Source organism: Amycolatopsis eburnea (genome assembly GCF_003937945.1).
GTDB lineage: Bacteria > Actinomycetota > Actinomycetes > Mycobacteriales > Pseudonocardiaceae > Amycolatopsis > Amycolatopsis eburnea.
Window position 1 is genome coordinate 250818 of sequence record NZ_RSEC01000046.1, and the last position, 25647, is coordinate 276464.

The following is a 25647-nucleotide window of genomic DNA, read 5'->3' on the forward strand; positions in this document are numbered from 1 at the left end:
CTACCGGTCGCGCTCGCGCGGCACCTTGAGGAACGCCAGCATGATCGCCGAGAGCACCAGGCAGCCGATCGGGAAGTACAGCCCGACCGTGACGTCGGTGTCGGTCGCCGCGAGCCCGATCGCGTACGGGCCGAAGAAGCCGCCCAGCGCCGCGATCGAGTTGATCGCCGCCAGGCCGACGGCGGTGTGCTCCTTCGACAGCACCTTCGCGGCCATCGCCCAGTACGGCGCCAGGTACCCGAGCACGCCGATCGCGGCCAGCGACAGGCTGATCAGCGACAGCGCGGGCACGGACTTGAACTGGATGGCGCCGAAGAAGCCCAGCGCCGCCACGAGCACGAGCGCGATCACGTGTCCCTTGCGCTCGCCGGTCCGGTCGGAGTTGCGGGCGAGCAGCAGCATGCCGACCGCGCCCACGACGTACGGGATCGCGCCGAGCAGGCCGATGTTCGTCGAAGAGTACTTCGGGTCGAGCTGCTTGACGATCAGCGGCAGGAAGAACGTCAGCCCGTACAGCCCGCAGGCGATGAACAGGTTCGAGAACGCCAGGTGCAGCACCTTGCCGTTGCGGACCGCCTTCAGCTGCCCGAGGAAGGTTTCCTTCTCCTCCGGCACGTACTCCTTGTCGATCTCGGCCTGCAGCCAGCCGCTCTCCTCCTTCGTGAGGAACTTCGCGTCGGCCGGTTTGTCGGGCAGCCAAAGGAAAGTGATCACGCCGATCAGCACGGCCGGCGCGCCCTGCAGCACGAACACCCACTGCCAGCTGCTCATCCCGAGCCAGTGCGCGTGGTCGAGGATCCAGCCGCCGGTGAGGCTGCCGAGGATCAGCGCGATCGGCTGCGCCAGCGCGAGCGTGGCGATGGCGCGGCCGCGTTCCTTCCCGCGGAACCACAACGTCAAGTACAGCAGCAGGCCGGGGAACAGCCCCGCTTCGGCGATGCCGAGCACGATCCGCGCGATGAACAGGTGCGTCGTGCTCGCGACGAACCCGGTCACGACGGTGACGATGCCCCAGCTGACCGCGATCCGGCTCAGCCACAGCCGCGCGCCGACCCGCTTCATGATCATGTTGCTCGGGACCTCGAACACGACGTAGGCGAGGAAGAAGATCGCCGACGCCGCCCCGAAGGTCGCCGCGGTGATCGCGAGTTCCTTGCCCATGCCGAGCTGGGCGTAGCCGATGTTGGCCCGGTCCATGTAGTTGAAGATGTAGAGCAGGCCGACGATCGGCATGATCCGCACCGCGACCTTGCGGACGGTGCGTCTCCCGACCGCGGCGCTCGCGGCTCCGGTGTGGACGGTCATGGGGTGCTCCTCGGCGTTGAGTGAGTGGCGGTGCGGCCGGCGACCCGGCCCATGGTGATGGCGTTGGCGACGGCGTTCCCGCCGCCGACGTACCGCGGCCCGAGCACGCCGGCCCCGGCCTCCCCCGCGGCGAACAGGCCGGGCACGCGCTCCCCGCGCGCGTCGAGAACCGCGGCGGTGCCGTCGATCTCGAGCCCGGCGTGGGTGCAGACGAGTTCGGCGGGCAGCGTGCGCGCCGCGTAGAACGGCGGTGTCCCCAGCGGTTCCGGTGGTTCGGTGCGCCCCTTGGCTTTCAGGGTCTCGTGGCGCAGGAAGTCCGGGTCCTCGCCGGTGGGCAGGTGCGCGTTCCAGCGGTCGATGCTCGCCCGCAGCGCGTCGGCGGGGACACCGAGCTTCCCGGCCAGTTCCTCGACGGTGCCGGCGCGGATCGTGCGTCCCGCCTCGGCTTCGGCCAGCACGTGGGCGGCGTCCCAGTGCGCGTACCCGGCGGGCAGGCTCAGCCGGGCCCGCTCGTCGAAGACCGTCCACACGGGACCGTCCTGGGCGTCGATGATCCCGCCGGACACGGCGTAGGAGGCGTCCTCGTCCATGAACCGGCGGCCGTGGGCGTTGACCATGATCCGCGAGACCGGCGGGAAACCGGACTGCCAGTGGTGCAGCCGCTGGAAGTAGGCGGTGGGCAGCAACAACCCCCAGCCGTCGCCTGCGACAGCGGCGTCCACTTGCGACCCGAACGCCAGGTGGTCCCCCCGGGACCCGTCCGCCGCGACGACGAACAGGTCTTCTCCAGCGGCATCGGCGGCCGGGTAGTACCGCGAGACGAGCGCCGGGTCCTGGGCGAACCCGCCGGTCGTGACGATCACCGCCTTCGCGGGCACCTCGACGCCGTCGGCGACCACGCCGGTGACGCGCCCGCCGTCGACGAGCAGTCGTTCCACGCGGGTGTTCAGCACGGCTTCGACGCCGGCCCGGCGTCTGGCCCGGTCGAGGACCTGGACGAGGCCGTAACCCTGGTCCTTCGGGACGTGCGCGCGCCAGACGTCCTCGACACCGGCCCGGGTCAGGCCCGGCGAATGCGCGTTGTGCGACACCTTCGCCGGGATCTCGGCACCCAGCCCGATCAGCCACTCCAGCGCCGGGCCCGCCTCCGCGCAGAACGCGCGGACCAGCCCCGGCTTGAGCTGCCACTGGTTGAGGTCCATGTAGTGCTGAAAGAACTTCTCCGGCGTGTCCTCGATGCCGAGTCCCTTTTGGACACTGGTCCCGGCGGCGGTGAACATCCCCGCCGACAGCTGCGTCGAGCCGCCGAGTTCCTTCTCGGCCTCGAACAGCAGGACGGACGCGCCGTGCTCGGCGGCGGACACGGCGGCCGCGAGGCCCGCTCCCCCGCCGCCCACGACGACGACGTCGTACCCCTCGTCGCTCATCCGAGGTCACCTCCCGACTCCGCGACGATGCGGTGGTAGAGCCCGTTGGAGACGAGGCCGCCGTCGACGGTGACCTCGCTGCCGGTCATGTAGGTGGACTTGGCCGAGAGCAGGAACAGCACGGCGTCGGTGATCTCTTCGGGACGGCCCACGCGCCCGGCCGGGACACTGTCCACAGCGGACCGCACGAACCCGTCGGCCCCGGCCAGCAAGTCCGTGCCGACGAGTCCCGGGTGGACGGAGTTGACCCGGATCCCCCACTTCGCGAAGTTCCCGGCGGCCGATTTGGACAGTCCGGTGAGGCCCCACTTGCTGGCCGAGTACGCGGGCGAGAAGTAGCCGATCTGCCCGGAGATCGACGAGATGTTGACGATCGACCCGCCGCCGGAGTCGCGCATCAGCGGGGCGGCCGCGTGCATCCCGTGGAACGGCCCGCTCAGGTTGACCGCGAGCACCCGGTCCCACACCTCGGCGGTGGTGTCCAGGAACTCCAGCCGCCGCGAGATGCCCGCGTTGTTGACCAGCCCGCCGAGTTTTCCGTGCCGCGTCCGGATTTCGCCGATCACGGCGGCCCACTGCGTCGCGTCGGTGACGTCGAGGTGATGAGGCGAAGCGGAGCCGCCGCCGGCGACGATCTCACCGGCCACAGCGGACGGATCGGCGACGTCGGCGACGCAGACGTGGACGCCGAGGGCCCCGAGCGCGCGGGCGTGAACCGCGCCCATGCCCCCGGCCGCGCCGGTGACCAGGACGACGTCCGGGTACTCAGACATGGCGCGACCCGCCGTCGACGGCGATGCTGTGCCCGGTCACGTACCGCGCGCTGTCCGACAGCAGGAACAGCAGCACGCCGGCGACCTCTTCGGGCGACCCGATCCGGTGCAGCGGCACGGCGTCGAGGGCCTTGGCCAGCGCCGGGGCGTCGTCCTGGATCCACCGCGTCATCTCGGTGTCGATGTAGCCGGGCGCGATCGAGTTGACGCGGATGCCCTGGTCGCCCAGCTCGACGGCGAGCGACTCGGTCAGGTGCGCGACGGCGGCCTTGGAACTGCAGTAGGCGGCGCGCCCCTTGCGCACGCGCACGGCCGACACCGAGGACATGTTGACGATCGCGCCGCCGGGCTTGAGGTGCTTCGCGGCGGCCTGCGCGCCGAACAGCACGCCCTCGACGTTGACCGACAGCGTCGCGCGGATCTGCTCCGGCGTGATCTCGGGGACCTCGGCGAACGGGAAGATCCCGGCGTTGTTGACCCAGAAGTCGATCCGCCCGAACTCGTCGATCGCCTTCTGCGCGAGGGCGAGGTGGTCCTCGGCCTTCGTGACGTCGAGCGTGGCCGGCACGATCCGGCCGGGCTTCGCCTCGAGGGACTGCTCCCCGCTCAGTTCGGCGGCGGTGGCGGCCATCGCGTCACCGTCGATGTCGCCCCCGACGACGTCGACCCCGCGCGTGGCGAGCGCGGCGGTGAACCGGGCGCCCATCCCGCGGGCGGCGCCGGTGACCACGGCGACCTTGCCGGGGAACTCGGGGTAGATCGTGGTGACCGGCTGGTGCAGGACCCGCCCGGGACCGGTGGGCTCGTGGGTCGTCATGCTGTTCTCTCTTCTTTCGCGGTGGATCAGGAATCGCGGTGGACGGTGCGCCGCCGGACGCGCCAGCCATCGGACGTGCGGACGAGGTCGTCCTCGATGACGGTCAGCCGCACCAGGTGGGTGGGCGCGACGATCTGCAGGTAGGCATCGGCGCGCAGCGTGTCCGGGGTGTCGCCCGGGCGGACGTGGATCGTGCTGATCACGTGCCTGAGCGTCTCCCCGGAAGCGTGGAAGCGCTCGGCGAACGCGGTCAGCTCCCCGGTACCGGCGGCGGGCTCGGGGTAGGTCGGCGAGTGGAACTCGCCGTCGGCGGTGAAGGTGGCGGCCCACTCGGCGGCGCGGCCGGAGTCGATGGCGTGGCTCTGCCGGCCGTAGAGCTGGTGCACGGCCACGACGTCTTCGGTCGCCACCATTCCGGAACCTCCGTTGTCCCTGCCTGCCGAACGTGCTATATTCGCACGCAGTGTGCGAATATGTGTAGGACAGTAGGTCGCCACTTTCGTGTCGTCAAGGGAGCCGTGTGTGGATTCGACGCTGCCCGCGTCCGGGACTTCGAAGACCCTGCACCACGGGCTGCAGGTACTGGAGCTGCTGGTCCAGCACCCGAGCGGCCTGACGCTGACCGAGATAGCGGACGGCATCGGCGTGCACCGCACGGTCGCCCACCGCCTGGTGAAGACGCTGGAGGCGCACTACCTCTGCCGCCGCGACCGCTTCAAGCGCATCTCCCTGGGCACCGGCCTGGTCCGCCTGGCCGAACCGGTGGAGCAGGACCTGCGCACCCTGGCCCGCCCCGTCCTGGAGGAGCTGTCGGACTCGGCGCAGGCCTCAGCTCATCTGGTGGTGCGCGAGAACGCGGACCAGGTCCGGATGCTGATGATCGTCGAGCCACGACGAGCCCCGATGCACGTGGCTTTCCGCTCGGGCCAGCTCGACCCGATCGGCCGCGGCTCGGCGGGCCTCGCCCTGCTGGCAGCGGCCCCACCGGTACCAGGTGAGCGCGAAGAGGTAACCCGAGCCCGCGAACGCGGGTTCGCGGTGTCAAAAGGCGAAATAGCCCCAGGCATCACGGGAATCTCGGCGGTGGTCCACACCGGACGCGACCACCCGGAAACCAGCATCGGCCTGTCACTGTTCGAAGCCCCGAACCCGGACGAACTGGGCCGGCTGGTGGTAACGGCCGCAAAGCGGCTGAGCACCCAGCTCACGTAACCTCACCCCAGAGCCTCCGACAACGCATGAGCCTCCCGCAGCAACAAAGCCCCCAGCTGCGGAATGCGCTCAGCCCCGAACCGGTGCTCCACCCCGGTCAAAGTCAACGCCCACCGCGGCGACCCCGCCCGGTCGAAAACCGCGGCCGCCAACCCCCAGCTCCCCTCGACCACCAACCCGGGATTGACCGAATACCCCTGCTTCCGGGTCGCCGCGATATGCCGCCGTATCTCCCCGGCCCCGTGCTGCGGCCCGAAATCGGCAACCAAATCCACGCGGGAGAGATAATCGTCGATCTCCCGATCCGGCAGATGGGCCAGCACCACCATCCCGGCCGACACGACCCCCAACGGAAACCGCGCCCCCTCGAACAAGACGTGACTCCGGATCGGGAACGCCCCGTCCTCCCGGATCAGGCAGATCGTCTCCTCGCCCCGCCGAGCCGAAAAGAACGCGCTCTCCCCCGTGGCCACAGCCAGCCGCCGAACCACCGGCAACGCGACCTCAGTGACGTCATACCGCCGACCCGCGGCAACCCCGAGGAAGTACAACTCGGGCCCCAGCACCCAGTGATCGGACCCGGGCTCCCGCTCGACCAGCCCCACGCCCTGCAGCGAGATCAACAACCGATGCACGGTCGGCCGCGGCAGCCCGGCACCCCGGGCAACGGCCGTCGTCGTCCCCCCACCAGGCTCGTGCGCCGCCACCGCGCGCAGCACCCGGTGAGTCCGGCCGACCAGATCCGCAGGAGCGTCCACTCACTGGACACTACCCCACCGAATCCGACCACGAAGCGAACAATCCGCTGGTAGTCCGCGTCCACTGGTTGACCGCGTGCCACGGGACGTCGTCTGATGACCGGCATGGACAAAGTGTTCGCCTCCCCCGGGGAAGCCATCGCCGACATCCCCGACGGCGCCACCCTCTCCGTCGGCGGGTTCGGGATGTGCGGGGTCCCCGCCGTCCTGATCGGCGCGCTCTTCGAAGCCGGCGCCGGCGACCTCGAAGTCGTGTCCAACAACGCCGGCGTCGACGGCTGGGGCCTCGGGATCCTCCTGGGCGCGGGCCGGCTCCGCCGTGTGGTCGCGTCCTACGTCGGGGAGAACAAGGAGTTCGCGCGCCAGTACCTGTCCGGCGAGCTGGAGGTCGAGCTGACGCCGCAGGGCACGCTCGCCGAGCGGCTGCGCGCGGGCGGCTCCGGCATCCCCGCGTTCTTCACGGCCACCGGCGTCGGCACCCAGGTCGCGGACGGCGGCCTGCCGTGGAAGTACGCCGCCGACGGCACCGTGGCCAAGGCGAGCCCGGCGAAGCAGAAGCAGACGTTCGACGGCCGGGAGTACGTCCTCGAACGCGCGATCGTCGCCGACTTCGGCCTGGTCCGCGCCTGGCGCGGCGACCGGCACGGCAACCTCGTCTTCAAGGACGCGGCCCGCAACTTCAACCCGCTGGCCGCGATGGCCGGCCGGGTCACCGTCGCCGAGGTCGAGGAGCTGGTCGAGCCCGGCGAGCTGAACCCGAACGACGTCCACCTGCCCGGCGCGTTCGTCCACCGCGTCGTCGAGCTGACCCCCGAGCAGGCCGCGGACAAGCCGATCGAAAAGCGCACCGTGCGCATCGCCGAGGAGGGCGCCTGAGATGGCCTGGACCCGCAACCGGATGGCCGCCCGCGCCGCCGCGGAGCTGCGCGACGGCGACTACGTCAACCTCGGGATCGGCCTGCCGACCCTGGTGCCCAACTACGTCCCCGACGACGTCGAGCTCGTCCTGCAGTCGGAGAACGGCATCCTCGGCGTCGGCCCCTACCCGGCCGAGGACGAGGTGGACCCCGACCTGATCAACGCGGGCAAGGAGACGGTGACCGTCCGCAAGGGCGCGTCCTTCTTCGACTCGGCGACGTCGTTCGGCATGATCCGCGGCGGCAAGATCGACGCGGCCATCCTCGGTGCGATGCAGGTCTCCGCCGCCGGCGACCTCGCGAACTGGATGATCCCGGGCAAGATGGTCAAGGGCATGGGCGGCGCGATGGACCTGGTCCACGGCGCGAAGCAGGTCATCGTCCTGATGGAGCACGTCGCCCGCGACGGCGCGCCCAAGATCGTCGACGAGTGCACTCTTCCGTATACCGGCCGCGGCGTCGTCCAGCGGATCATCACCGACCTGTGCGTCCTCGACGTCACGGCGGAGGGTCTGAAGCTGGTCGAACTCGCTCCCGACGTCGACTTCGACGAGGTCCAGGCGAAGACGGAGCCGCGCATCGCCCGCTGAGCTACGCCGCCTCGACCAGGAAGACCTGGTGCGGCCCGCCATCGCACGGGCCCTGGATCAGCTGGACACCGGCCTCGGAACTGCCCTGGTAAACCCCGATGCACCACTTCGCACCGGCGGCCGACTTCAGCAGGTAACCCGGCGTGGGTGCGGTCACCGGCTCGAAGGTGAACCGCTGATCGGCGCGGCCGGGCTCGCAGTTGTCGCCGGCGAGCAGGACTTCGGCGTTCGTGCCGCCGTAGTCGACGGTCACGCAGCCTTCGCCGTTGTCCGGGGAGTGCAGGAGCAGCCGGTATCCGCCGTCGACGGCCTCGACCGACATCGGCGGTGCGGCGGTCGCGCAGTCCTGCTGGCCCAGGACGATCCGTTCGCCGGGGACGAACTTTTCGGTCCCCTCGCCGACGCAGAGCCCGGTGTGCGCGAGCCGCATCCTGGCCGGCCCGGTAGGCGGCCCCGCCTTCGCGGACGCTGGCGCGGCGGACGTCGCGGGGGTGGTCGGGCTTGGTGCGGCTTGGTCGCGCGAGGGGACGAGCACGAGCAGCCCGGCGGCGACGAGGACCACTGCGGCGGCCACGGCAAGCACCGGCCATCGTCGGCGGGTGACTGGCTTCGGCTGGGGAGTCGACTCGGGGGCCGGTGCGGTGCCGGCCGGTTCGACGGGTGCGGCCGATCCGGCGGGCGCGGCCGATCCACCGGGCGCAGCCGATCCAGCGGCGGCCGGCTCGGCGGCGGCCAGCTCGACGGGTCCGGCCGGTCCGGCGGCGGTAGCGGGCTCGGCGGGTGCCGCCGTTTCGGCAGAGGACGGCTCGGTGGACAGCGACTCGACCAGTGGGGCAGTTTCGGCGGCGGGACCGGCCGGTGAAGCCGGTTCGGTGGCGCGCTCGACGGGAGCGGCCAGCTCGGCGGCGCCCGGGTCGGCACGTCGGGCGGTTCCGGCGGCGGAGGCCGCGGCGGGCGGGGCCTGCTCGCTCGCGGCGAGGTCGGCCCGCGCGGTCAGCCAGCGTCCGACGGTGGCGTCGTCACCCCCGCAGGCCCGGATGAAGGTGGCCAGCAGGTCCGCTCTCGGCAGCGTGTCCCGCGAGAGCGCTCCACTGACCGTCGAACTCGGCAGCGATGTCCCCGCCTTCGCGGCGCGGCGTTCGATCACCCGGTAGCTCAGATCGGTGCGGGCACGCAGGGTACGCATCGCCGCGACGAACTGCGCGGCGTCGGCGGCCTCCCGCGGGTCCGGCCAGTCGTCGGCCACGGTCATTCCTCCCCAGGTAGCGGACCCGCCGATCCTAGGGGGTGTCCGGGAGCGTACGGAACTGTCCGAAAACCTTGCCCGAGCTGGGGACGGACGGCTTTCTTCGGCAACGTCCACGTCGACACCCCAGAGGACGATGCCGATGCCGAAACGCCAGTTCCGCCCCGTCCGCCGACGCCGCCGCACCCCGGGCCCGCTCGCCTGGGCGGGCTTCGCCGGCGGAATCACGATGGGCGCGCTCGCCGCGACGCTGATCACCGGGAGCAACGACCAGCCGCCCCCGCAGACGAGCCAGCTCGCGTCGGGCGAGCTGCCGGAAGCACTCCGGAACATGGTCGCCGAGTACCTCGCCGAAGAGGGTTACGTGCCCGCGGGCGACGAGCCGGTGGCCCCGCCCGAATCGCCGGTGCCGCCGCCCGCTCCCACACCGGCCCCGGTCCCGGTGGCCCCCGCCTCGACCCGCGGCGGCTCGAACCCCTGGCCGGTCGAGTTCGTCCCGGAGCCGCTCGCGCTGCCCCTGCCGCCTTCGCCGTTGACGGTCGCCACCCAGCCGCTCGACGCGGTGACGGATGCCGTCCCGGCCGTGGCGCAGGCCGCCGCCGACGCGGTCCCGGCCGTGGCGCAGCCCGTGGCCGACGCGGTGCCCGCCGCCCTGCGAGCGGTCACGGAGCCGGCGCTGGAGGCCCTGAGCGCCGAAGGTGAGCCGGCTGCGCTGCGCGTGGAACCATTCGCGGGTGCGGACGACGAACCGACCGCACTGCAAGCCGAACCGTCCGCGGGCCCGGCCAGCGAGCCGATCGCACTACAAGCCGCCCAGTCCGCGGGCGCCGACGACGTACCAACCACATTGCAAGCCGAGCAATCCGCGGGCGCGGAAGGCGAGCCGACCGTGCTGCGAGCCGAACCATCCGCGAGCCCGGCCAGCGAGCCGACCGCACTGCAGGCCGAGCCGACCGCGAGCGCGATCAACGAGCCAATCGTGCTGCGAGCCGAACCGACCGCATTGCAAGCCGAGCCGACCGCGAGCCCGGCGAACAAGCCAACCAGACTGCGAACCGAACCATCCGCGAGCCCGGCCAGCGAGCCGACCACGCCGACCAGGGCTACCGACGGTGAGCCGCGCACGCTCCGGCTGGCCGAAGCCGATCCCGCTCCCGCCACCAAACTCGCCGCCGCCGAGTCCAGCTCGGACACGGCGCTCGTCGATGCCCGATCCGTCCCGGCCACGCCCGAACCGGCGGTCGCGGAAGCTAACGCGGGCGAAGCCGCGCCGGAGTCGGGCAAGCCGGAGGTCGTCGAATGAACCCGTTGATCAGGCCCCAGCGGGCCATCGGGACCGGCACGCTCGCCGTCACCGGGCTGCTGGCCGCCACGGTGCTGGCGTCCGGGCTGTCGAACACCATCGAATCCGCCGCCGGGCCGGGCGTCCAGCGGGTCGCCTACACCGCGGCCCCGGGAGACGACCAGGGCAAACTGGCGAAAGCCAAGGCCAAGATCCTCGGGAAGATACTCGACCTGGCCGCCCCGCTGGACCCCGCCGACCCGGACTACAAGAAGAAGCTGCTGCAGCAGGTCGTGGCCAACCGGATCGTCGGCGACGTGGGTACCGGCGACGTGAGCATCTCCCAGAGCGACCTCCGGAGCCTCATCACCGACGCGTTCGAGATCCACCGGCGCTCCAAGCAGACGGTCCAGGGCCTGCAGAGCCGGATGTCCAAATTGGACGAACAGATCGCCGGCCTGCAGGAGAAGGTCCGCACGGCGAAGACCGACAAGAAGCGCCAGGCGGCCGACGCGAAGCTGGCGGCGGCGACGAAGAGCCGCAAGGAGCTGAACAAGCTCCTCAAGAAGGCCGAGCACCAGGTCCGGCCGTACAACCGGGACGCGCACATCAGGAACCTCGAACGCACGATCTGGGGGCTCGAGCAGCAGGTCAACGGCAAGCTCAAGAAGGAAACGAAGAAGAAGGTCACCGAGCGCCTCGAGCAGGCCCGCAAGGATCTGAAGACCGTGCTCGAGGACCGCAACCGCGAGCAACGCGGCGGCGACGACGAGGGCGGCGGCACACCGGCCAAGCGGACGGATCCCAAGCAGCCGCCGAAGAACCCCACGACCGTCGCCAAGAACCCGACGACGGCGAAGGTCCGCGTGCCGCAGTCGAACTTCGCGCTGGAGCGAGCGTACCGGGGCGCCAGCCAGCTGCGGGCGGGCATCGGGGCGCTGCAAGGGGTGGTGCCGCCGTACTCCTACAAGGAGCTCCACGACAACCCGTACCTGCCGACGGCCTACGGGTTCGCCAGGGCCCTGCAGGAGGCGCCGACGGAGAAGGACCGGCGGTGGGTCAAGGACAACATCCTGCGGTACGTCCTGCCCGACCCGCGCAAGCGCGCCACGTTCCTCCAGGCGCTGCGCGACACCTACCGGCCCCAGATCGTGCGCGACGACAAGGGCGACTACGTCGAGGCGGTCAACCCGATCCGCACGGAGTGGGAGGAGCACATCGCCCGGGCGTTCCCGGTGAAGGTGCCGACCCCGCGGCAACGCGCCATCGCCAAGCAGGAGCAGATCGACCGCGAGGACAACGCCCGCGGCGGGCCGATCAAGAAGCCCCTCACGCCGAGGGAGCTGGCGATCCGCAAACAGGAGCAGATCGACCGCGAGCAGGCCCGGCGCGGCTCGATCCGGAAGCCGGTTTACTCGCGCAAGGACGCCCTCCGCAAGCAGGAGCAGCTCGATCGGGCGGACGTTCGGCGCGGCGTGGTGAATCCGGCGGCCAAGAAGGCGAAGGTCCCGACATCACGCGAGCTGTCCATCCGCAAGCAAGAACAACTCGACCACACCGACACCCAACGCGGCGTCGTCAAACCAACCACCAAGAAGACAAAGGTCCCCACATCACGAGACCTATCCATCCGCAAGCAAGAACAACTCGACCACACCGACACCCAACGCGGCGTCGTGAATCCGGCGGCCAAGAAGACCCCGGTCACGAAGAAGCCGACCAGCAAGGGGGGTAAGTACATTCCGTCGGCTTCCTGAGAAGACGGCACGGGGAACAGAGAGCTGAACAACGCGTCTGCCGGTGCCGAAACCACGGCGCCGGCAGACGCGCGCTGGTCGACGCGGCGTTCGAGGCACAATACTTGTAGTGCATGAAACTACTGATGTAGTGTCCGGGCATGGCCAACCGCCGTCAGGAGCTTCTCGACGCCGCGATCGCCGTCCTCGGCGGATCGGGAATCCGCGCGCTCACCCACCGGGCCGTGGACGCCGCCGCCGACCTGCCGTCGGGGTCGGCCTCCAACCACTTCCGCAGCCGGGACGCGCTGCTGGAAGCCGTCACCGAACGGATCATCGAGCGGGAACGGGCCCTCTGGGAGGAAATCGCCACGACCGCGGCACCCACCACGCCGGCCAAGCTGGCCGAAACGCTGGTCGAGGCGGCCCGCCAAGTCGCAGGCCGGCACCGGGACCTGACCCTCGCGCGGTACGCGATCCTCCTCGAAGCGGCAAACCACCCGCCGCTGCGGCGGAAGCTGACCGACGGCGGCGCCCGCGTCCTCGCCTGGTTCCTGAACTGGATGCGCATCGCCGGTTCCACCGACCCGGAACGGGAGGCCCCGCTCATCATGAACCACTTCACCGGCCTGGTGCTGCACCAGCTCGCCAACCCCGACCCCGGGTTCGCGCCGACGGCGGAAATCACCGAGCTCGTCCCCCGCGTCATCCGGACGGAGGACCCGTCATGACCGGACTCGGCCACGAGCGGATCTGGCAGGTCATCGGCGACCAGCGGCGAAGCCTCGCCGACCTGCTCGACGGGCTGTCCGGCGAGCAGTGGCGGCACCCGTCGCTGTGCGCCGGCTGGACGGTGAAGGACGTGGCCGCGCACCTGACCCTGCAACAGCTCGGCCCGCGTGACCTGCTCGGGACGATGGTGCGCTGGCGCGGCACGATGGACCGCACCATCCAGCACGAGGCCCGCCGGCGCGCCGCCTCCTGGACCACCGGGCAGCTCACGGCGGAGCTCCGCACCATGGCCGGCTCACGCCGGAAGACCCTCGGTCTCACCGAGCTGGAGCCGCTCACCGACGTCCTGGTCCACAGCCAGGACATCGCCCTGCCGCTGGGCCTCCGGCTGGACATGCCCCCGGACGCCGCGGCCGCCTCGGCCGCCCGGACACTGGCCATGCGCTGGCCGCCGCCGTTGCCGACGGTCCGCGTCGTGCGCGGGTTCGGGCTGGCCGCCACCGACGTGGCCTGGTCGGCCGGTACCGGACCGGAGGTGACCGGACCGATCAGCGCCCTGCTGCTGATCTGCTGCGGCCGCACCGCCGCGCTACCGCAGCTGACCGGTCCCGGCGTCCCGCTCCTCGCCGCCGCCCTGACCTCACCCCAGCGCCGCTGGTGGCGCTCTCGCGGAACGACCGTCCACTGAGGCACTTTCCCCCGTTCTTCCGCCAGGACAACAGATGCGTCTACCGTCAGGGCGAGGAGATGGTCCGCGATGGTCGAGCCGCTGCGGTTCGTGGGGCGTGCCGCCGTGCTGGGCGAGGTCGGCACCGTGCTCGCCGACGCCCGAGCCGGGCGCGGCAGGCTCGTGCTCCTGACCGGCGTCGCGGGTGCAGGCAAAACCCGGATCGCCGCCGAAGTCCTCGCAGCCGCGGCTCCGGATTTCCGCACCGTGTGGGCGTGGTGCCCGCCCGGCGGTGCCGCCGACGCGCTCGCCCCGTGGGCGCAGGTCCTGCGGGAGCTCGTCGCGGCCGACGTCCAGGGCGGCCGGATCGCGCAGTCCTCCCCCGAACTTCGGGCGGTGGTCACCGGGCAAGCGGTACCCGAGGCGGCCGGCAACCCCGAGGAAGCACGGCGGCGCCTCGTCCGCGACGTCGCCGAGACGGTGCGGGCCGGCTCGGCCCGGCAGCCGCTGCTGCTCGTGCTGGACGACGTCCACGAGGCCGACGTGTCGTCGCTGCGGCTGCTGGCCGAGGTCGCGGAGACGATCCGGACCGCGCGGGTCGTCGTCCTGTGCACCGCCCGCGACGACGACCGCGCCTGGTCCGGCCACGTCCAGGCCCGGGCCCTGCTGCTCGGCCGGGCCGTGTGCCTGCCGGTCGGGCCGCTCGCCGGCCCCGAGGTCGCCGAGCTCATCGCGGCGGCGCGCGGCCGGCCGGCGACCGGGGACGAGGTCGACGCGGTCATGGCCCGCACCGGGGGCGAGGCCTTCTTCGTGACCGAGCTGGTCCGGCAAGGCGCGGACGGACCGGTTCCCGCGTCCGTGCGGGCGGCGGTCCAGGCCAGGACCGCGTCGCTGCCGGACGGCTGCGCGCGCGTCCTGACCACGGCGTCGGTACTGGGCGTGCGGTTCGCGCTCGACGTCGTCGCCGAGGTGACCGGGCAGCCGCTCGCCGAAGTGCGCGCGATCCTGGACGACGCGGCCGCCGGGCTGCTCGGCGAGCTGGCGGCCGGCACGGCGACGTTCCGCCACCAGCTCCTGCGGGACGCCGTGTACGACGCCGTCCCGCCGGCCGAGCGGGCGGCCCTGCACGCCGAAGCGGCCGCCGTCCTGATGCGGCACGCCGAACGCGGCCGGGACGTCGGCCCGGCGCAGGTCGCCCACCACCTGCTGCGCGCCGGCCCCGAGCACGCCGCGGCCGCCGCCCGTTACGCGCGGCGCGCCGCCGACCGCGCCGCCGAGCTGCTGGCCCACGACGAAGCCGTCGCCTGGTACGAACGGGCGCGCGAGGCCGGTGTCGGCGGCGACGAGGACCTCGCCGATCTGCTGGTCGCCGCCGGCACGGCCCGGCTCGGCGCGGGCGACCGGGCCGGCTCCCGCGCCGACTTCCGGCAGGCCGCCGCCCACGCCGGTACCCGGCCCGACCTGCTGGCGCGCGCCGCGCTGGGGTTCGGCTCCGGCGCGTCCGGCATCGAGGTCGACCTGCTCGACCGTGAGCAGATCGACCTTCTGGAGCGGGCGAGGACGGCCCTGCCGCCGGACGACTCGGCGCTGCGGGCGGCGGTCACCGCCCGGCTCTCGGTCGCCACGACCCTGCTCGAGTCCGACGAACGGCGGCTGGCGCTGGCCGAGGAAGCGGTCGGGATCGCCCGTCGCGTAGGCGATCCGGCGGCGCTGGCGCAAGCGCTGGCGGCGTTGTGCGACGCCCGCCCGGGCCCGGCGCACTGCGCGGACCGGCTCGGCTGGGCGGGCGACGTCGTGGACCTGGCCCGCCGGCTGCGCGACCCGGTGCTGGAGCTGCTGGGCAGGCGGCTGCGGCTGGTCGCGCTGCTGGAGACCGGGGCGATCACCGGCGCCGACGCCGAGGCCCTGGCCTTCGACCACGTCGCCACCGCGCTGGACCAGCCGTTCTACCGCTGGTACCCGCCGCTGTGGCGGGGCATGCGGGCGCTGCTGGAAGGCCGGTACGACGACGTCCGGGCCGCCCTCGCCCGGACCGAAGAGCTGGGCCGGGCCTCCGGCAGCGCCAACGCGCTGGTGCTCGCCGCGACCCAGCGCTGGTGCCTGCTCACCGACACCGGCGACCAGGCGGAGCTGGCCCGGTTCAGCGCCGAAGCCGGCCTCGAGGACATCCCGGGGATCTGGCCGCAGGTCACGCTCGCCCTGCTGGCCGCGCAGCTCGGCAGGCACGACGAAGCGCGTGCTCGCCTGTCCGCCGTCGCACCCCGGCTGGCGGCGGCGCCGCGGGACTCCGAGTGGCTGCCGATGCTCACCCAGGCCGCCGACGCGATCGCCTTGACCGGCCCGCACCCGGCGGCCCGCCCGATCTACGACTGGCTGACGCCCTACGCGGACCTGTTCGTGGTCGAAGGCCTCGGGGCCGCGGTCCGCGGACCGGTGCACCGGTACCTCGCCCTGCTGGCCGACGCGCTGGGCGAGCCCGCCGCGGCCGGGGAACACCGGGCCCGCGCGCTCGCCGCGGCCCGGTCGATCGGGGCGACCGCCCTGGCCCGCCGGATCGAAGCGGAGTCCGGGGCAGCGCCTCCCGGTGAAGACGCCTTCGCCCGCGACGGCGAGCTGTGGCTGCTCCGGTTCGCCGGGCGCGAGACCCGTTTGCCGGACGCGAAAGGCCTGCACGACCTCGCCCGGCTCCTCGCCCACCCCGGCGTCGCCGTCCCGGCCGTCGAGCTCGCCGGCCACGCCGCACCGGAAGGCGATCTCGGCGAGGTCGTCGACGCCACCGCCCGCACGGCCTACCGGAACCGCCTGCGCGAGCTGGAAAGCGAGGCCGACGCGGCGGACGCCGACGGCGACGAGACGCGGTCGGCACGCGTCGCCGCGGAACGGGAAGCACTGCTCGCGCAGCTGTCCGCCGCCTACGGCATCGGTGGCCGCGCGCGGCGCGCCGGCTCCCCCGCCGAACGGGCCCGCACCGCCGTCACCGCCCGCATCCGCGCCACCGTCGACCGGATCGACCGGGTGCACCCGGAGCTGGCCCGCCACCTGCGCGCCGCGGTCCGCACCGGCGCGCTGTGCGTCTACGAGCCGGAGGCACCGCACACCTGGCGGACCTGACCTCACACCGTGCGGCCGGAACTCACGCCTACCGGGTGAAGACCGTCCACCCACCGTGAGGAGTCCCGATGCCCCGCACCAGCAAGGCCGAAGCCCCGCTGTCCCTCGACGAGCCCGAGATCGAGGGCCGTTACGTCGAACTCGGCGAGTACACCGTCGGCTACGAGACCCACAAGGCCGACCTGGACCCGGCGCCGCTGTTCCGCGGCCTGCCCGGCGACCGCTGCCAGTGCCCGCACTGGGGCACCGTGGTCAGCGGGAAGGTCGTGTTCCGCTACGCCGACCACGACGAGGTCTACCAGGCCGGGGACACCTACTACGGCGCTCCCGGCCACTTGCCGCTCGTGTTCGCCGGCACCGAACTGGTCGAGTTCAGCCCGACGGCCGCGCTGGCCGCCACCATGGCCGTCGTCGGCCGCAACCTGGCCGCCGCGAAGGCGGGCTGAGCGCCGTGTACCTCGCCGCCTACCACTTCGAGGGCAACGCCACCGAGTTGCTGCCCGCCTACGACAAGCTCCTCGCGGCGTTCCCGCCGGAGCAGATCCTGCTGCACGCCTGCGTGACGCGCGCCGGCGGCATCACGGTCTTCGACGCCTGCCCCACCGAAGCCGATTTCACGGCCTTCAGCACCGATCCCGGCTTCGCCGCCGCGATCGCCGATGCCGGGCTGCCCCCGGCCCGGGTCGAACCGCTCGGCGAAGTCCACGCCGCGCACGGATCCCGGACGGTGCCGTCGTGACCGATCTGTCCACACTGGACGCCACCGCGCAGGCCGCGCTGGTCCGCGGCGGTGAGCTCACCGCCGCGGACCTGGTCGACGCCGCCATCGAGCGCGTCGAGCACCTGAACCCGCTCCTCAACGCCGTCATCACCCCGATGTTCGACGCGGCGCGGGCCGCCGCGCCCACCGCGGCCGGCCCGTTCGCCGGGGTTCCGTTCCTGCTCAAGGACCTCGTCACCGAGGTACCGGGCGTCCGGTTCACCGAAGGGTCGGTTTTCCTGCGGGACAACGTGTCCGGCTCCGAATCCGAGCTGGTGCGGCGCCTACGCGGCGCCGGCCTCGTGCTGCTCGGCAAGACCAACACGCCGGAGTTCGGCATGGTCCCGGCGTGCGAACCGGTGCTGCACGGCCCGACGCGCAACCCGTGGGCCCCGGACCGCTCGACGAGCGGCTCCAGCGGCGGCTCGGCGGCGGCGGTCGCCTCCGGAATGGTCCCGATGGCCCACGGCAACGACCTCGGCGGCTCGCTGCGGTTCCCCGCGTCGGCGTGCGGGCTGTTCGGTCTCAAGCCGACACGCGCCCGGGTCCCGCTCGGCCCGGAGTACGGCGACGTGCTGGGCGGCTGGGCCGCCGAACACGCGCTCACCCGCTCGGTCCGCGACAGCGCCGCCCTGCTCGACGCCATCGCCGGGCCCGCGCCGGGTGACCCGTACCCGGCGCCACCGCGGACCCGGCCGTTCGCCGCCGAAGTGACCACCGCCCCCGGCCGGCTGCGCATCGCGTTCAGCCCACGGCTTCCGGACGGTTCGCTCGGTCATCCCGACTGCCTGGCGGCCCTCGACGACGCCGTCGCGCTCTGCACGGCACTCGGCCACGAACTCGTCGAAGCGGATCTGCCCGGCCTGACCCCGGCGGTCGGCACCGCGATCGGAACGGCGTTCAACGCGGCGACCGCGTGGATCGTCGAGTACTGGATCCGCCGGCTGGGCCGCCGCCCGGCCCCCGGCGACCTGGAACCGCTGACCGAGGCCTACTGGGCAGCGGGCCAGCGCGTCAGCGCGGCCGACTACCTGCTGGCCACCGAAGACCTGCAGGCCTTCTCCCGGGTGGTCGCGGAATTCCTCGGCGGGTTCGACGCGTGGCTGACGCCCACGATGTCGGCCCCGCCGGCCCGCATCGGCGAGATCACCTCGACGCCGGAAGAACCCTTGCGAGCGCTGGAACGCGGCGCACCGACGGTCGCCTACCCGGCGGTGGTCGCGAACATCACCGGCAACCCGGCGATGTCGGTTCCGTTGTGGCGCACCACCGATGGCCTCCCGATCGGCGTCCACTTCCTCGGCCGGTTCGGCGGCGAAGCCACCCTGTTCCGCCTCGCCGGGCAGCTCGAGGAGGCCCGCCCGTGGGCGGCCGCTCTGGACGCGTGCGTGGGAGACGCCCTCGCCCGGAGCCGTCAGCGGGTGTCGTCGCCGAGCCTGCGGTGCAGGTCGGCGATCGTGTCGTGAGCCTGGGTGAGCTCGTCCTGCAGGCCGATGATGCGGGCCGCGGCGGCGAGGTTGTGCCCCTCGTCGAGCTGGTCGCGGATGCGGACGGCGAGGGCCAGCTGACGGCGGGAGTAACGGCGGTGCCCGCCGCCGGAACGCTCGGGGCGCACCAGCTCGGCGGCGTCGAGACTGCGCAGGAACGCCTCCTGGACCCCGAGCATCCTGGCCGCCTGCCCGGTGGTGTAGGCGGGGTAGTCCTCGTCGTCCAGCTTCGTCAGGTCGGCCACCCACGACTCCTCGTCCCTTGGTGGTGGCTTCAGGCTATCCGGCCCACCCACTTGACACAATCTCCAGTCAGCGCTATAGAAAATAGTGAGTGGTGAATGACCTGGTTGGGATGAACAACACCGTGCCGGGGGTGATTCACGATGCCGGACACCGCACGCGAAACGGCCGCTCGCGCCGGGTTCGCCGAGCTGATCTGCGCCGACCCGGACTGGGTCCGCGCGGAGTTCGACGCGATGGTGGCCGCGAACTTCCGGACACCCCCGCCTCGTCGCGAACCAGCACCGCGGCCGGATTCCTCCGGGCACCGGACGTCCTCGCGCGGCCACCGCGACGCAGGCCGCCGGACACCGCCGACGATCCCGGTCCCCCCGTGCCCGCGGCGGGAGCGCTCCCCTCCGCGGCCCGCCAGTGACACCGGCAAGGAAGCGCACTTGAAGGGCAGGTGATGCGCCGCCGCGGTGCCGGCCGCCGGGTAGCGACCAGATTCCTTTTCGGGCGAGATCCTCGACGGACCGCCATGCGTCTCGTGGCGCGATGCGCGCACGCTACCCGGGCAGCCGGCGAAACGCGGCTGTGACAGCGAAAGCACGTCGATCACGCACAGCCAACCGGCCGGCGGCAGCGCCGCCGGCCCGCTCCCTTCCGGCCCCGTCGCCCGCGTCCTCCGGGGCGACGGGGCCCTCTCGTACCGCGATGCCGCCGGCGCCCCTCGCCGGCGCGCGGTTCCCTTGTCGTTGTGCCGCGCGTGAGCACGCCGGACCCGCGCGCAACTCCTTCATGGCCGCCGCGAACCGGGCAGTCGGCCGCCGAGATACCGCCATTCGGCGGTAGTTAGCAGTCCGACATGTCTGCTTCGATGCACCCGGTAGCGTTTTACAACGTTGTAAAAATGAAGGGTCCCGCCGATGAGAAGAGCCGCTTCCGTCCTCGTCGCCGCCCTGGTGGCGCTGGGCGTGGCATCCGGCACGCCGCCCGCAGGCGCCGCCGAGCCCGTGCACGGCTTGAAGGCCGAGTACTTCACGCCCTCGGCGCCGGGCGCACACGACTTCGCCACCCTGGCCGGCACCGCGCTCGACTCGGAGGTCGACCACCCCGACCTGACCTCGGTCTTCGGGCTGGTCACCGGGCGCACGGAGAACACGACCGCGCGCTGGACCGGGCAGCTCGCCGTGCCGCAGACCGGCGACTACACGTTCTACGCCATCGGCGACAACGGGTTCCGGCTGTTCCTCGACGGCGCGCCGGTGATCGACCACTGGGTCGGCGACTGGGACAAGGAGCAGACCAGCGCGCCGGTCACGCTGACCGCGGGCAAGCAGTACGACTTCAAGCTGGAGATGTTCCAGGACACCGGCGGCGCCAACATGTTCCTGCGCTGGTCGAGCGCGGCGATCGCGAAGCAGATCGTGCCGCTCTCGGCGTTCACGCCGCCGGCCGGCTTCGCCGTCGTGCCGCGCACGGCGGACATCTCCCACGACGGCCGCACCCTCACGGCCGGCTTCGACGGCCGCGTCTCGGGAACGAACGACCTGAAGGACCACCTGCGCATCGAGGTCGACGCGACGCCGATGCCGGTCTCGTCCGTCACGGCGGGCCGCGACCGGGCCACGATCCAGCTGGCCGAAAAGGTGCTGAAGGGCCAGCGGGTCACGCTGTACTACGACGGCGCGGGCGCGCTCGCGGTGAACGGCACGAAGATCGGCAAGTCCGGGCGCATCGTCGCGAACGCCTCGGCCGAACGGCTCCGGACGCCGTGGGGCGAGCACGTCGACCCGCGCAACCCGCTGCCGGAGTACCCGCGGCCGCAGCTCGAGCGCGACCAGTGGCTCAACCTCAACGGCCCGTGGGAGTTCTCGGCCGCCAAGGAGGGCCAGCAGCCGACGTTCGGCAAGAAGCTGCCCGAGAAGGTGGTCGTGCCCTACCCGATCGAGTCGCAGCTCTCCGGGCTCGAACGGCACGAGGACCACATGTTCTACCGCCGCACGGTCACCGTCCCGCGCGACTGGAGGATCGGCGCCGGGCAGCGCCTCAAGCTCAACTTCGGCGCGGTCGACTACCAGGCCAAGGTCTGGGTCAACGGCAAGCTCGTCGCCGAGCACACCGGCGGTTACACGGCGTTCAGCGCGGACATCACCGACGCGCTCAAGCGCGGCGCCGAGCAGGAGATCGTCGTCGCCGTCACCGACACGACCGGCCCGCACCAGCCCAAGGGCAAGCAGTCCCCCAACCCCGGCGGCATCTTCTACACGCCGTCGTCGGGCATCTGGCAGACGGTGTGGCTGGAACCCGTGGCGGACCAGGGCATCGACGAAATCAAGACGACCCCCGACCTCACCACCAGCTCGCTCGCGCTGAACGTCAAGTCGGCGGGCAACGCCGTCGTCACGGCGGTCGCCAAGGACGCGCGCGGCCGGCAGGTCGGCACGATCACCGGACCGGCGAACGCGAACCTGAAGCTGCCGGTGCCGGACGCGCACCTGTGGACGCCGGACGACCCGTACCTGTACCAGCTGGAGATCAAGCTGGGCGGCGACAAGGTCAAGAGCTACTTCGGCATGCGGTCCACCGGCATCACCAACGTGAACGGCGTCCCCAAGCTGACGCTCAACGGCAAGCCGTTCTTCTCCCTGATGCAGCTGGACCAGGGTTTCTACCCGGACGGCCTCAACACCGCGCCGAGCGACGACGCCCTCGTCTTCGACCTGAAGGCGCAGAAGGACCTCGGCTTCAACGCCGTCCGCAAGCACATCAAGGTCGAGCCCGCCCGCTGGTACTACCACGCGGACCAGCTCGGATTGCTGGTGTGGCAGGACTTCGTGTCCCTCGACGACGGCAACGACCCCGGGGCGCAGCAGGCGTGGCTCAGCCAGGGCCTCGAAGAGATGCACCAGCTGCAGAACTACCCGTCGATCTACGCCTGGATCGTGTTCAACGAGGGCTGGGGCGAGTGGGACAAGGCCGCCACCGGCCGGATCACCGACCAGGTCAAGGCCGCGGACCCGAGCCGGATCGTCAACGCCCACAGCGGGGTGAACTGCTGTGCCTCCAAGGGCGACTCGGGCGCGGGCGACGTCATCGACCACCACGACTACAACAACACCGACCCGGCCCGATCCGACGGCAAGCGCGTCGCGATGGACGGCGAGCACGGCGGCTTCACGCTGCGCACGCCGGGCCACCAGTGGCCGGGTGCGCCGATCGCGATCTACAGCGGCGTGGCGGACAAGGCGGCGCTGACGGCGAAGTACGTCGACAACACCCGCACGTTCTACCTCGGGCAGGCGCGGGCCGAGCTTTCGGCGTCGGTCTACACGCAGGTCACCGACCTGGAAGGCGAGCTCAACGGGCTCTGGACGTACGACCGCAAGCGCATCAAGGTCGACCCGGGTCCGGTCCGCGAGATCAACCGGCGCGTGATCGAGGCCGGCGCCGACGCGGGCAAGCCGTACCCGTACGCGGGCAAGGGCACGTGGACCCTCGACGAGCAAGGGGGTACGACCGCGAAGGACTCGAGCGGCGGCAACAACCCGCTGACGCTCACCCCGACCGGGGCAGCCTTCAAGGACGGCGCGCTGCAGTTCACCGGCGGCTCGGCCGACACCTACGGCCCGGTCGTCGACACGACCGGTGACTACACGGTGTCCGCGAAGGTGCGGCTCGACGCGCTGCCCGGCAACTACGCGACGGCGGTGAGCCAGGACGGCCGCGAGCGGGAAAGCCCGTTCTACCTCCAGTACGGGCAGGGCGCGTTCGCGTTCAGCACCCCCGGCGGCAACCGGGCCCGGTACGAGGTGGTGCCGGAGATCGGCCGCTGGTACGAACTCACGGGTGTCCGAGCGGGCAACGAGATCCGGCTCTACGTGGACGGCGTGAAGGTCGCGACGGCCCCGGCCGGACCGGCGCTGGTCAGTACGGGTGCGTTCACGGTCGGGCGAGCCAAGTACGACGGCCGCAACGTCGACTTCTGGAGCGGCGCGGTCGACCAGGTCAGCGTGGTCGGCAAGGCGTTGACGGACGCGGAGGTGGCTCAGCTCTCCTGAAGCCATGCGGTGTGGGACCGCTGAGCGCGCGGTCCCACACCGCAGGTCGCCCTCAGCCGAGCGTCGCCCAGAACTCCGTCAGCACCGCGGCGGCGCGGGCCGGCTCGTGGGTCATCCACCAGTGACCGAGGCCGTCGAGCACGGCGACCCGGGCCCCGGCGCGGCCGGCCGCCCGGCGGCGTTGCGCTTCGGTTCCCGCGACGTGGTCGGCCGTGGCCACGATGGCGAGCCCCGGCCGGGCCGCCGCCCGTTCCAGCGGCAAGCCCAGGCCGGGCTCGCCGGCGGACCGGTACACGGCGAGCACCGCTCGCCCCATCGCCTCGCCCTGCCCCGCCGCGACGCGGCCGGCGACGCCCCGGCCCATCCCCCGCCGCACCAAAACCGCCGTCCGCGCTTCGGCCGTGCCACCGAACCGCGCCGCTACGTCGGCCTCGCCGTCGCCTGGCGTCCGCCAGCGGCGCGCGAGTTCGTGCCATTCGTAGCCGGGGTCGTACATCCCCAGCGAGTCGCTGACCCAGCTGCGGACGAGCTCCGGGCGGCTCAGCACGACGTTGACGACGTGCCCGCCACCGAGGTCGTGCCCCACCAAGTCCACCGGTTCGCCGAACGCTTCCAGTTCGCCGATCAGCCAGTCGCGGTAGTCCGCCCGGGTGGCCCCGAACCCGTCGGGCAGCGGCGCGCCGAACCCGGGCGGCGACAGGCAGACCAGGTCCGAACGCGACGAGGCAAGCTCGGCCAGCAGCAGGTCCCAGACCGCCGCCGTCTCCGGGTTTCCGTGGACGAACACCGCGGGCATCAGACCGCCGCCGGCGTCGTCGGCTGCAGCACCGCTTCCACCAGCGCCTCGGTGCGCAGGTGCGTGATCGCCTGGTACTCGGGATCGCGGACCATGGCCGCGAAGGCCCGCCGGTCCGGGTAGCGGACCAGCACCACCATGTCCCACGCCTGCCCGTCCTCGGCGACGAGCGCCGGCCCGCCGGTCCCGAGGTACTCGACCTCCAGGCCGTAGCGAGGGTTGAGTTCGCGGCGCAGGGCTTCGGCGTAGCGCTGGTAGCTTTCGCGGCCGCCGTCCGGGCGGAACCGCAGCAGGTTGAGCATCACGACCGGACCGCCCGGGTCGTCGGCGAGCAGGGCGTCGAGGGCGTGGTCTTCGACTTCGATCATCAGGACCTCCTGGTGTCGCACTGTACACATACTTGTTGATCGACACGCAAGTTAGTTTGCTAGGCTCCCCCCATGCCGCCCCGCCGCACCCAGCAGGAACGCCGCGACCAGGCCGAAGCAGCAATACTGCAGGCCGCCGCCGAACTCGTCGTCGAGCAGGGCGTCCGCTCCCTGACCCTCGCCCGCGTCGGCGAACGCGCGGGGTACAGCCGCGGCATCGTGACCCACCACTTCGGCGGCAAGCAGGCACTGGTCGACCGGCTGGCCCGCGCCACCCAGACCGGCTTCGTCCCGGGCTTGGCGGACCTGCCCCCCGGCCTGGACCGCCTGCTGCGCCTGATCGACGGCTACCTCGGCGAGCTAGGCCGGATCGGCGTGTTCAACCAGGCTTTCCTGCTGCTGTGGGCGGAAGCGGCCACCCAGCCGGACCTGGCCCCGACGTTCCGCGAACGGGACGCAGCCTTCCGCGCGGACCTGCGCGAAGACGTCGAGGCCGGCATCACGGCCGGCGACATCGCGGCGGACGTGGGAGCGGACGAGGTCGCGACCGCGGTTGTCGGGCAGCTGCGTGGGATCGCGTTGCAGCGGCTGCTCGATCCGGAGAGCGTCGACACGGAGGCGCTACGCCGAAGCGTCACCGGCCAGTGGCGCCGCGCCTTGACCACATAGCGCCCCAGCCGGACCAGGGTGAGTCGGCCGCCAAGGGCCCGGGTCGTAGAACCGCACCGCCACGTAACTCCCGGGACTGCCGGCGTCGAGGACAAATCGGTTTCGCTCGCGGTCGACACAGGTGATCGGCACGGCCCGGCCGCCGCCGGCCGCAAGCACCGTCCGACCTTGCTCAACCGACGAGGCGTCCGCGCGGAGTCGGCGCCCACCGGTTCACCGGTCAGAGCAGTTCCAGGTGGACGCCGGTTCCTGTCTCGTCACCCTCGAGGCCGTGATCGCGGATGATCCCGACGATCTCATCGAACAGCGTCGGGCCTTCGCCACGTTTCGCCCTGACAACGCCGGCTTGGATGGCCGGACGGTTTGACGGGTGGCAGGTGAGGAGAAGTTGCTGTCGCTGTCGGATCGTCGCGTCGTAGCCGAGTGCGGACCGGGACCGCTCGGAGTTGAGCCATCGCAGGACCCAGCCGTGGTCGGGCGTCCCGAAGCCTCCGCCGAGGATGTCGTCGAAAGCGTCAAGATTTCCTCGCCACGTGTAGTCACGGAGCAGCCGTGAGAACTCGCGGGTGAACCCGTCGAAGTCGGCGAAGCAGGCTCCGTCGATGATCAACACCGGAAGGTCGTCTCCGTGGTCGGCCACAGAGGCGTGAAAGTTCTTCACCTCGATTGCGGATCACCCAATCGGCACAAAACGAACCAATCGCGTAC

The 25647-nt window shown here is 72.0% G+C and carries 25 protein-coding genes; 14 read left to right on the top strand and 11 right to left on the bottom strand.

Translation table 11 applies throughout. The annotated features are described in order from the left end of the window. Genes EIY87_RS20425 through EIY87_RS20445 form a run of 5 tightly spaced genes read right to left on the bottom strand, consistent with a single transcriptional unit; the run spans window position 1 to window position 4735 of the window. Window positions 1-1305, bottom strand: a complete 1305-nt coding sequence (locus EIY87_RS20425; RefSeq protein ID WP_125310530.1) for an MFS transporter — start codon at window positions 1303-1305, stop codon at window positions 1-3. Beyond that, window positions 1302-2732: an FAD-dependent oxidoreductase gene (locus EIY87_RS20430; RefSeq protein ID WP_125310532.1), complete on the bottom strand. Its 1431-nt coding sequence runs from the start codon at window positions 2730-2732 to the stop codon at window positions 1302-1304. The genes EIY87_RS20425 and EIY87_RS20430 overlap by 4 nt, the downstream gene beginning before the upstream one ends. Then, complete coding sequence (locus tag EIY87_RS20435) at window positions 2729-3505, bottom strand: SDR family NAD(P)-dependent oxidoreductase (protein ID WP_125310535.1); 777 nt, start codon at window positions 3503-3505, stop codon at window positions 2729-2731. Before EIY87_RS20435 ends, EIY87_RS20430 begins: the two co-directional genes overlap by 4 nt. Continuing rightward, the gene (locus EIY87_RS20440; RefSeq protein WP_125310538.1) at window positions 3498-4322 is read right to left on the bottom strand and encodes an SDR family NAD(P)-dependent oxidoreductase; all 825 of its coding nucleotides are present in this window, start codon (window positions 4320-4322) and stop codon (window positions 3498-3500) included. The genes EIY87_RS20435 and EIY87_RS20440 overlap by 8 nt, the downstream gene beginning before the upstream one ends. Before the next feature lie 26 nt (window positions 4323-4348). Next, the gene (locus EIY87_RS20445) at window positions 4349-4735 is read right to left on the bottom strand and encodes a nuclear transport factor 2 family protein (protein WP_125310540.1); all 387 of its coding nucleotides are present in this window, start codon (window positions 4733-4735) and stop codon (window positions 4349-4351) included. 109 nt (window positions 4736-4844) lie between these two features. On the opposite strand from EIY87_RS20445, the gene EIY87_RS20450 reads away from it, so the two are divergent. Next, complete coding sequence (locus tag EIY87_RS20450; RefSeq protein ID WP_225439954.1) at window positions 4845-5534, top strand: IclR family transcriptional regulator; 690 nt, start codon at window positions 4845-4847, stop codon at window positions 5532-5534. A gap of 2 nt (window positions 5535-5536) precedes the next feature. Here EIY87_RS20450 and EIY87_RS20455 read toward each other — a convergent pair whose 3' ends face one another. Continuing rightward, window positions 5537-6292 carry an IclR family transcriptional regulator gene (locus EIY87_RS20455; protein ID WP_125310542.1) on the bottom strand — a complete coding sequence of 252 codons (756 nt, stop codon included), beginning with the start codon at window positions 6290-6292 and terminating at the stop codon, window positions 5537-5539. A gap of 105 nt (window positions 6293-6397) precedes the next feature. On the opposite strand from EIY87_RS20455, the gene EIY87_RS20460 reads away from it, so the two are divergent. Continuing rightward, entirely contained in the window at window positions 6398-7168 is a 771-nt protein-coding gene (locus EIY87_RS20460; protein ID WP_125310544.1) for a CoA transferase subunit A, read from the top strand. Between the two features lies 1 nt (window position 7169). Next, window positions 7170-7799 carry a 3-oxoacid CoA-transferase subunit B gene (locus tag EIY87_RS20465; RefSeq protein WP_125310547.1) on the top strand — a complete coding sequence of 210 codons (630 nt, stop codon included), beginning with the start codon at window positions 7170-7172 and terminating at the stop codon, window positions 7797-7799. 1 nt (window position 7800) lies between these two features. On the opposite strand, the gene EIY87_RS20470 is transcribed toward EIY87_RS20465, so the two are convergent. Continuing rightward, window positions 7801-9045, bottom strand: a complete 1245-nt coding sequence (locus EIY87_RS20470; RefSeq protein ID WP_125310549.1) for an RICIN domain-containing protein — start codon at window positions 9043-9045, stop codon at window positions 7801-7803. 142 nt (window positions 9046-9187) lie between these two features. Here EIY87_RS20470 and EIY87_RS20475 point away from each other — a divergent pair, with 142 nt between their 5' ends. From EIY87_RS20475 to EIY87_RS20520, 8 genes are all read left to right on the top strand, one after another. Then, window positions 9188-10348, top strand: a complete 1161-nt coding sequence (locus tag EIY87_RS20475; protein ID WP_125310551.1) for a hypothetical protein — start codon at window positions 9188-9190, stop codon at window positions 10346-10348. Continuing rightward, complete coding sequence (locus EIY87_RS20480) at window positions 10345-12084, top strand: hypothetical protein (protein ID WP_125310553.1); 1740 nt, start codon at window positions 10345-10347, stop codon at window positions 12082-12084. The genes EIY87_RS20475 and EIY87_RS20480 overlap by 4 nt, the downstream gene beginning before the upstream one ends. A gap of 140 nt (window positions 12085-12224) precedes the next feature. After that, window positions 12225-12794 carry a TetR/AcrR family transcriptional regulator gene (locus EIY87_RS20485; protein WP_125310556.1) on the top strand — a complete coding sequence of 190 codons (570 nt, stop codon included), beginning with the start codon at window positions 12225-12227 and terminating at the stop codon, window positions 12792-12794. Then, a complete protein-coding gene (locus tag EIY87_RS20490) occupies window positions 12791-13483 on the top strand; it encodes a maleylpyruvate isomerase family mycothiol-dependent enzyme (protein ID WP_125310558.1) in 693 nt (230 codons plus the stop codon). The genes EIY87_RS20485 and EIY87_RS20490 overlap by 4 nt, the downstream gene beginning before the upstream one ends. Window positions 13484-13552: 69 nt before the next feature. Further along, on the top strand, window positions 13553-16573 hold the full coding sequence (locus EIY87_RS47670; protein WP_158641322.1) for an ATP-binding protein: 3021 nt from the start codon (window positions 13553-13555) through the stop codon (window positions 16571-16573). A gap of 68 nt (window positions 16574-16641) precedes the next feature. Next, the gene (locus EIY87_RS20510) at window positions 16642-17019 is read left to right on the top strand and encodes a cupin domain-containing protein (RefSeq protein ID WP_125310560.1); all 378 of its coding nucleotides are present in this window, start codon (window positions 16642-16644) and stop codon (window positions 17017-17019) included. Between the two features lie 5 nt (window positions 17020-17024). After that, the gene (locus EIY87_RS20515; protein ID WP_125310562.1) at window positions 17025-17312 is read left to right on the top strand and encodes a hypothetical protein; all 288 of its coding nucleotides are present in this window, start codon (window positions 17025-17027) and stop codon (window positions 17310-17312) included. Next, window positions 17309-18799, top strand: a complete 1491-nt coding sequence (locus EIY87_RS20520; RefSeq protein WP_225439955.1) for an amidase — start codon at window positions 17309-17311, stop codon at window positions 18797-18799. Before EIY87_RS20515 ends, EIY87_RS20520 begins: the two co-directional genes overlap by 4 nt. Here the strand turns inward: EIY87_RS20520 and EIY87_RS20525 are convergent. Further along, window positions 18748-19065, bottom strand: a complete 318-nt coding sequence (locus EIY87_RS20525; RefSeq protein WP_225439956.1) for a helix-turn-helix domain-containing protein — start codon at window positions 19063-19065, stop codon at window positions 18748-18750. The genes EIY87_RS20520 and EIY87_RS20525 overlap by 52 nt on opposite strands. Before the next feature lie 141 nt (window positions 19066-19206). Here EIY87_RS20525 and EIY87_RS20530 point away from each other — a divergent pair, with 141 nt between their 5' ends. After that, window positions 19207-19512, top strand: coding sequence for a hypothetical protein (locus EIY87_RS20530; protein WP_125310568.1), 306 nt, complete (start codon window positions 19207-19209; stop codon window positions 19510-19512). A 459-nt stretch (window positions 19513-19971) separates the two neighbouring features. Further along, on the top strand, window positions 19972-23106 hold the full coding sequence (locus EIY87_RS20535; RefSeq protein ID WP_125310571.1) for a PA14 domain-containing protein: 3135 nt from the start codon (window positions 19972-19974) through the stop codon (window positions 23104-23106). A gap of 52 nt (window positions 23107-23158) precedes the next feature. Here the strand turns inward: EIY87_RS20535 and EIY87_RS20540 are convergent, their stop codons facing one another. Then, window positions 23159-23902 carry an alpha/beta fold hydrolase gene (locus EIY87_RS20540; protein ID WP_125310573.1) on the bottom strand — a complete coding sequence of 248 codons (744 nt, stop codon included), beginning with the start codon at window positions 23900-23902 and terminating at the stop codon, window positions 23159-23161. After that, window positions 23902-24270 carry a DUF1330 domain-containing protein gene (locus EIY87_RS20545; protein WP_125310575.1) on the bottom strand — a complete coding sequence of 123 codons (369 nt, stop codon included), beginning with the start codon at window positions 24268-24270 and terminating at the stop codon, window positions 23902-23904. The genes EIY87_RS20540 and EIY87_RS20545 overlap by 1 nt, the downstream gene beginning before the upstream one ends. A 72-nt stretch (window positions 24271-24342) precedes the next feature. Between EIY87_RS20545 and EIY87_RS20550 the strand changes: the two genes are divergently transcribed. After that, window positions 24343-24939 (top strand): TetR/AcrR family transcriptional regulator, encoded by a 597-nt coding sequence (locus EIY87_RS20550; RefSeq protein ID WP_125310577.1) that lies wholly within the window; start codon window positions 24343-24345, stop codon window positions 24937-24939. A 220-nt stretch (window positions 24940-25159) separates the two neighbouring features. Here the strand turns inward: EIY87_RS20550 and EIY87_RS20555 are convergent, their stop codons facing one another. Beyond that, the gene (locus EIY87_RS20555) at window positions 25160-25600 is read right to left on the bottom strand and encodes a barnase inhibitor (protein ID WP_225439957.1); all 441 of its coding nucleotides are present in this window, start codon (window positions 25598-25600) and stop codon (window positions 25160-25162) included. Window positions 25601-25647: the final 47 nt, after the last annotated feature.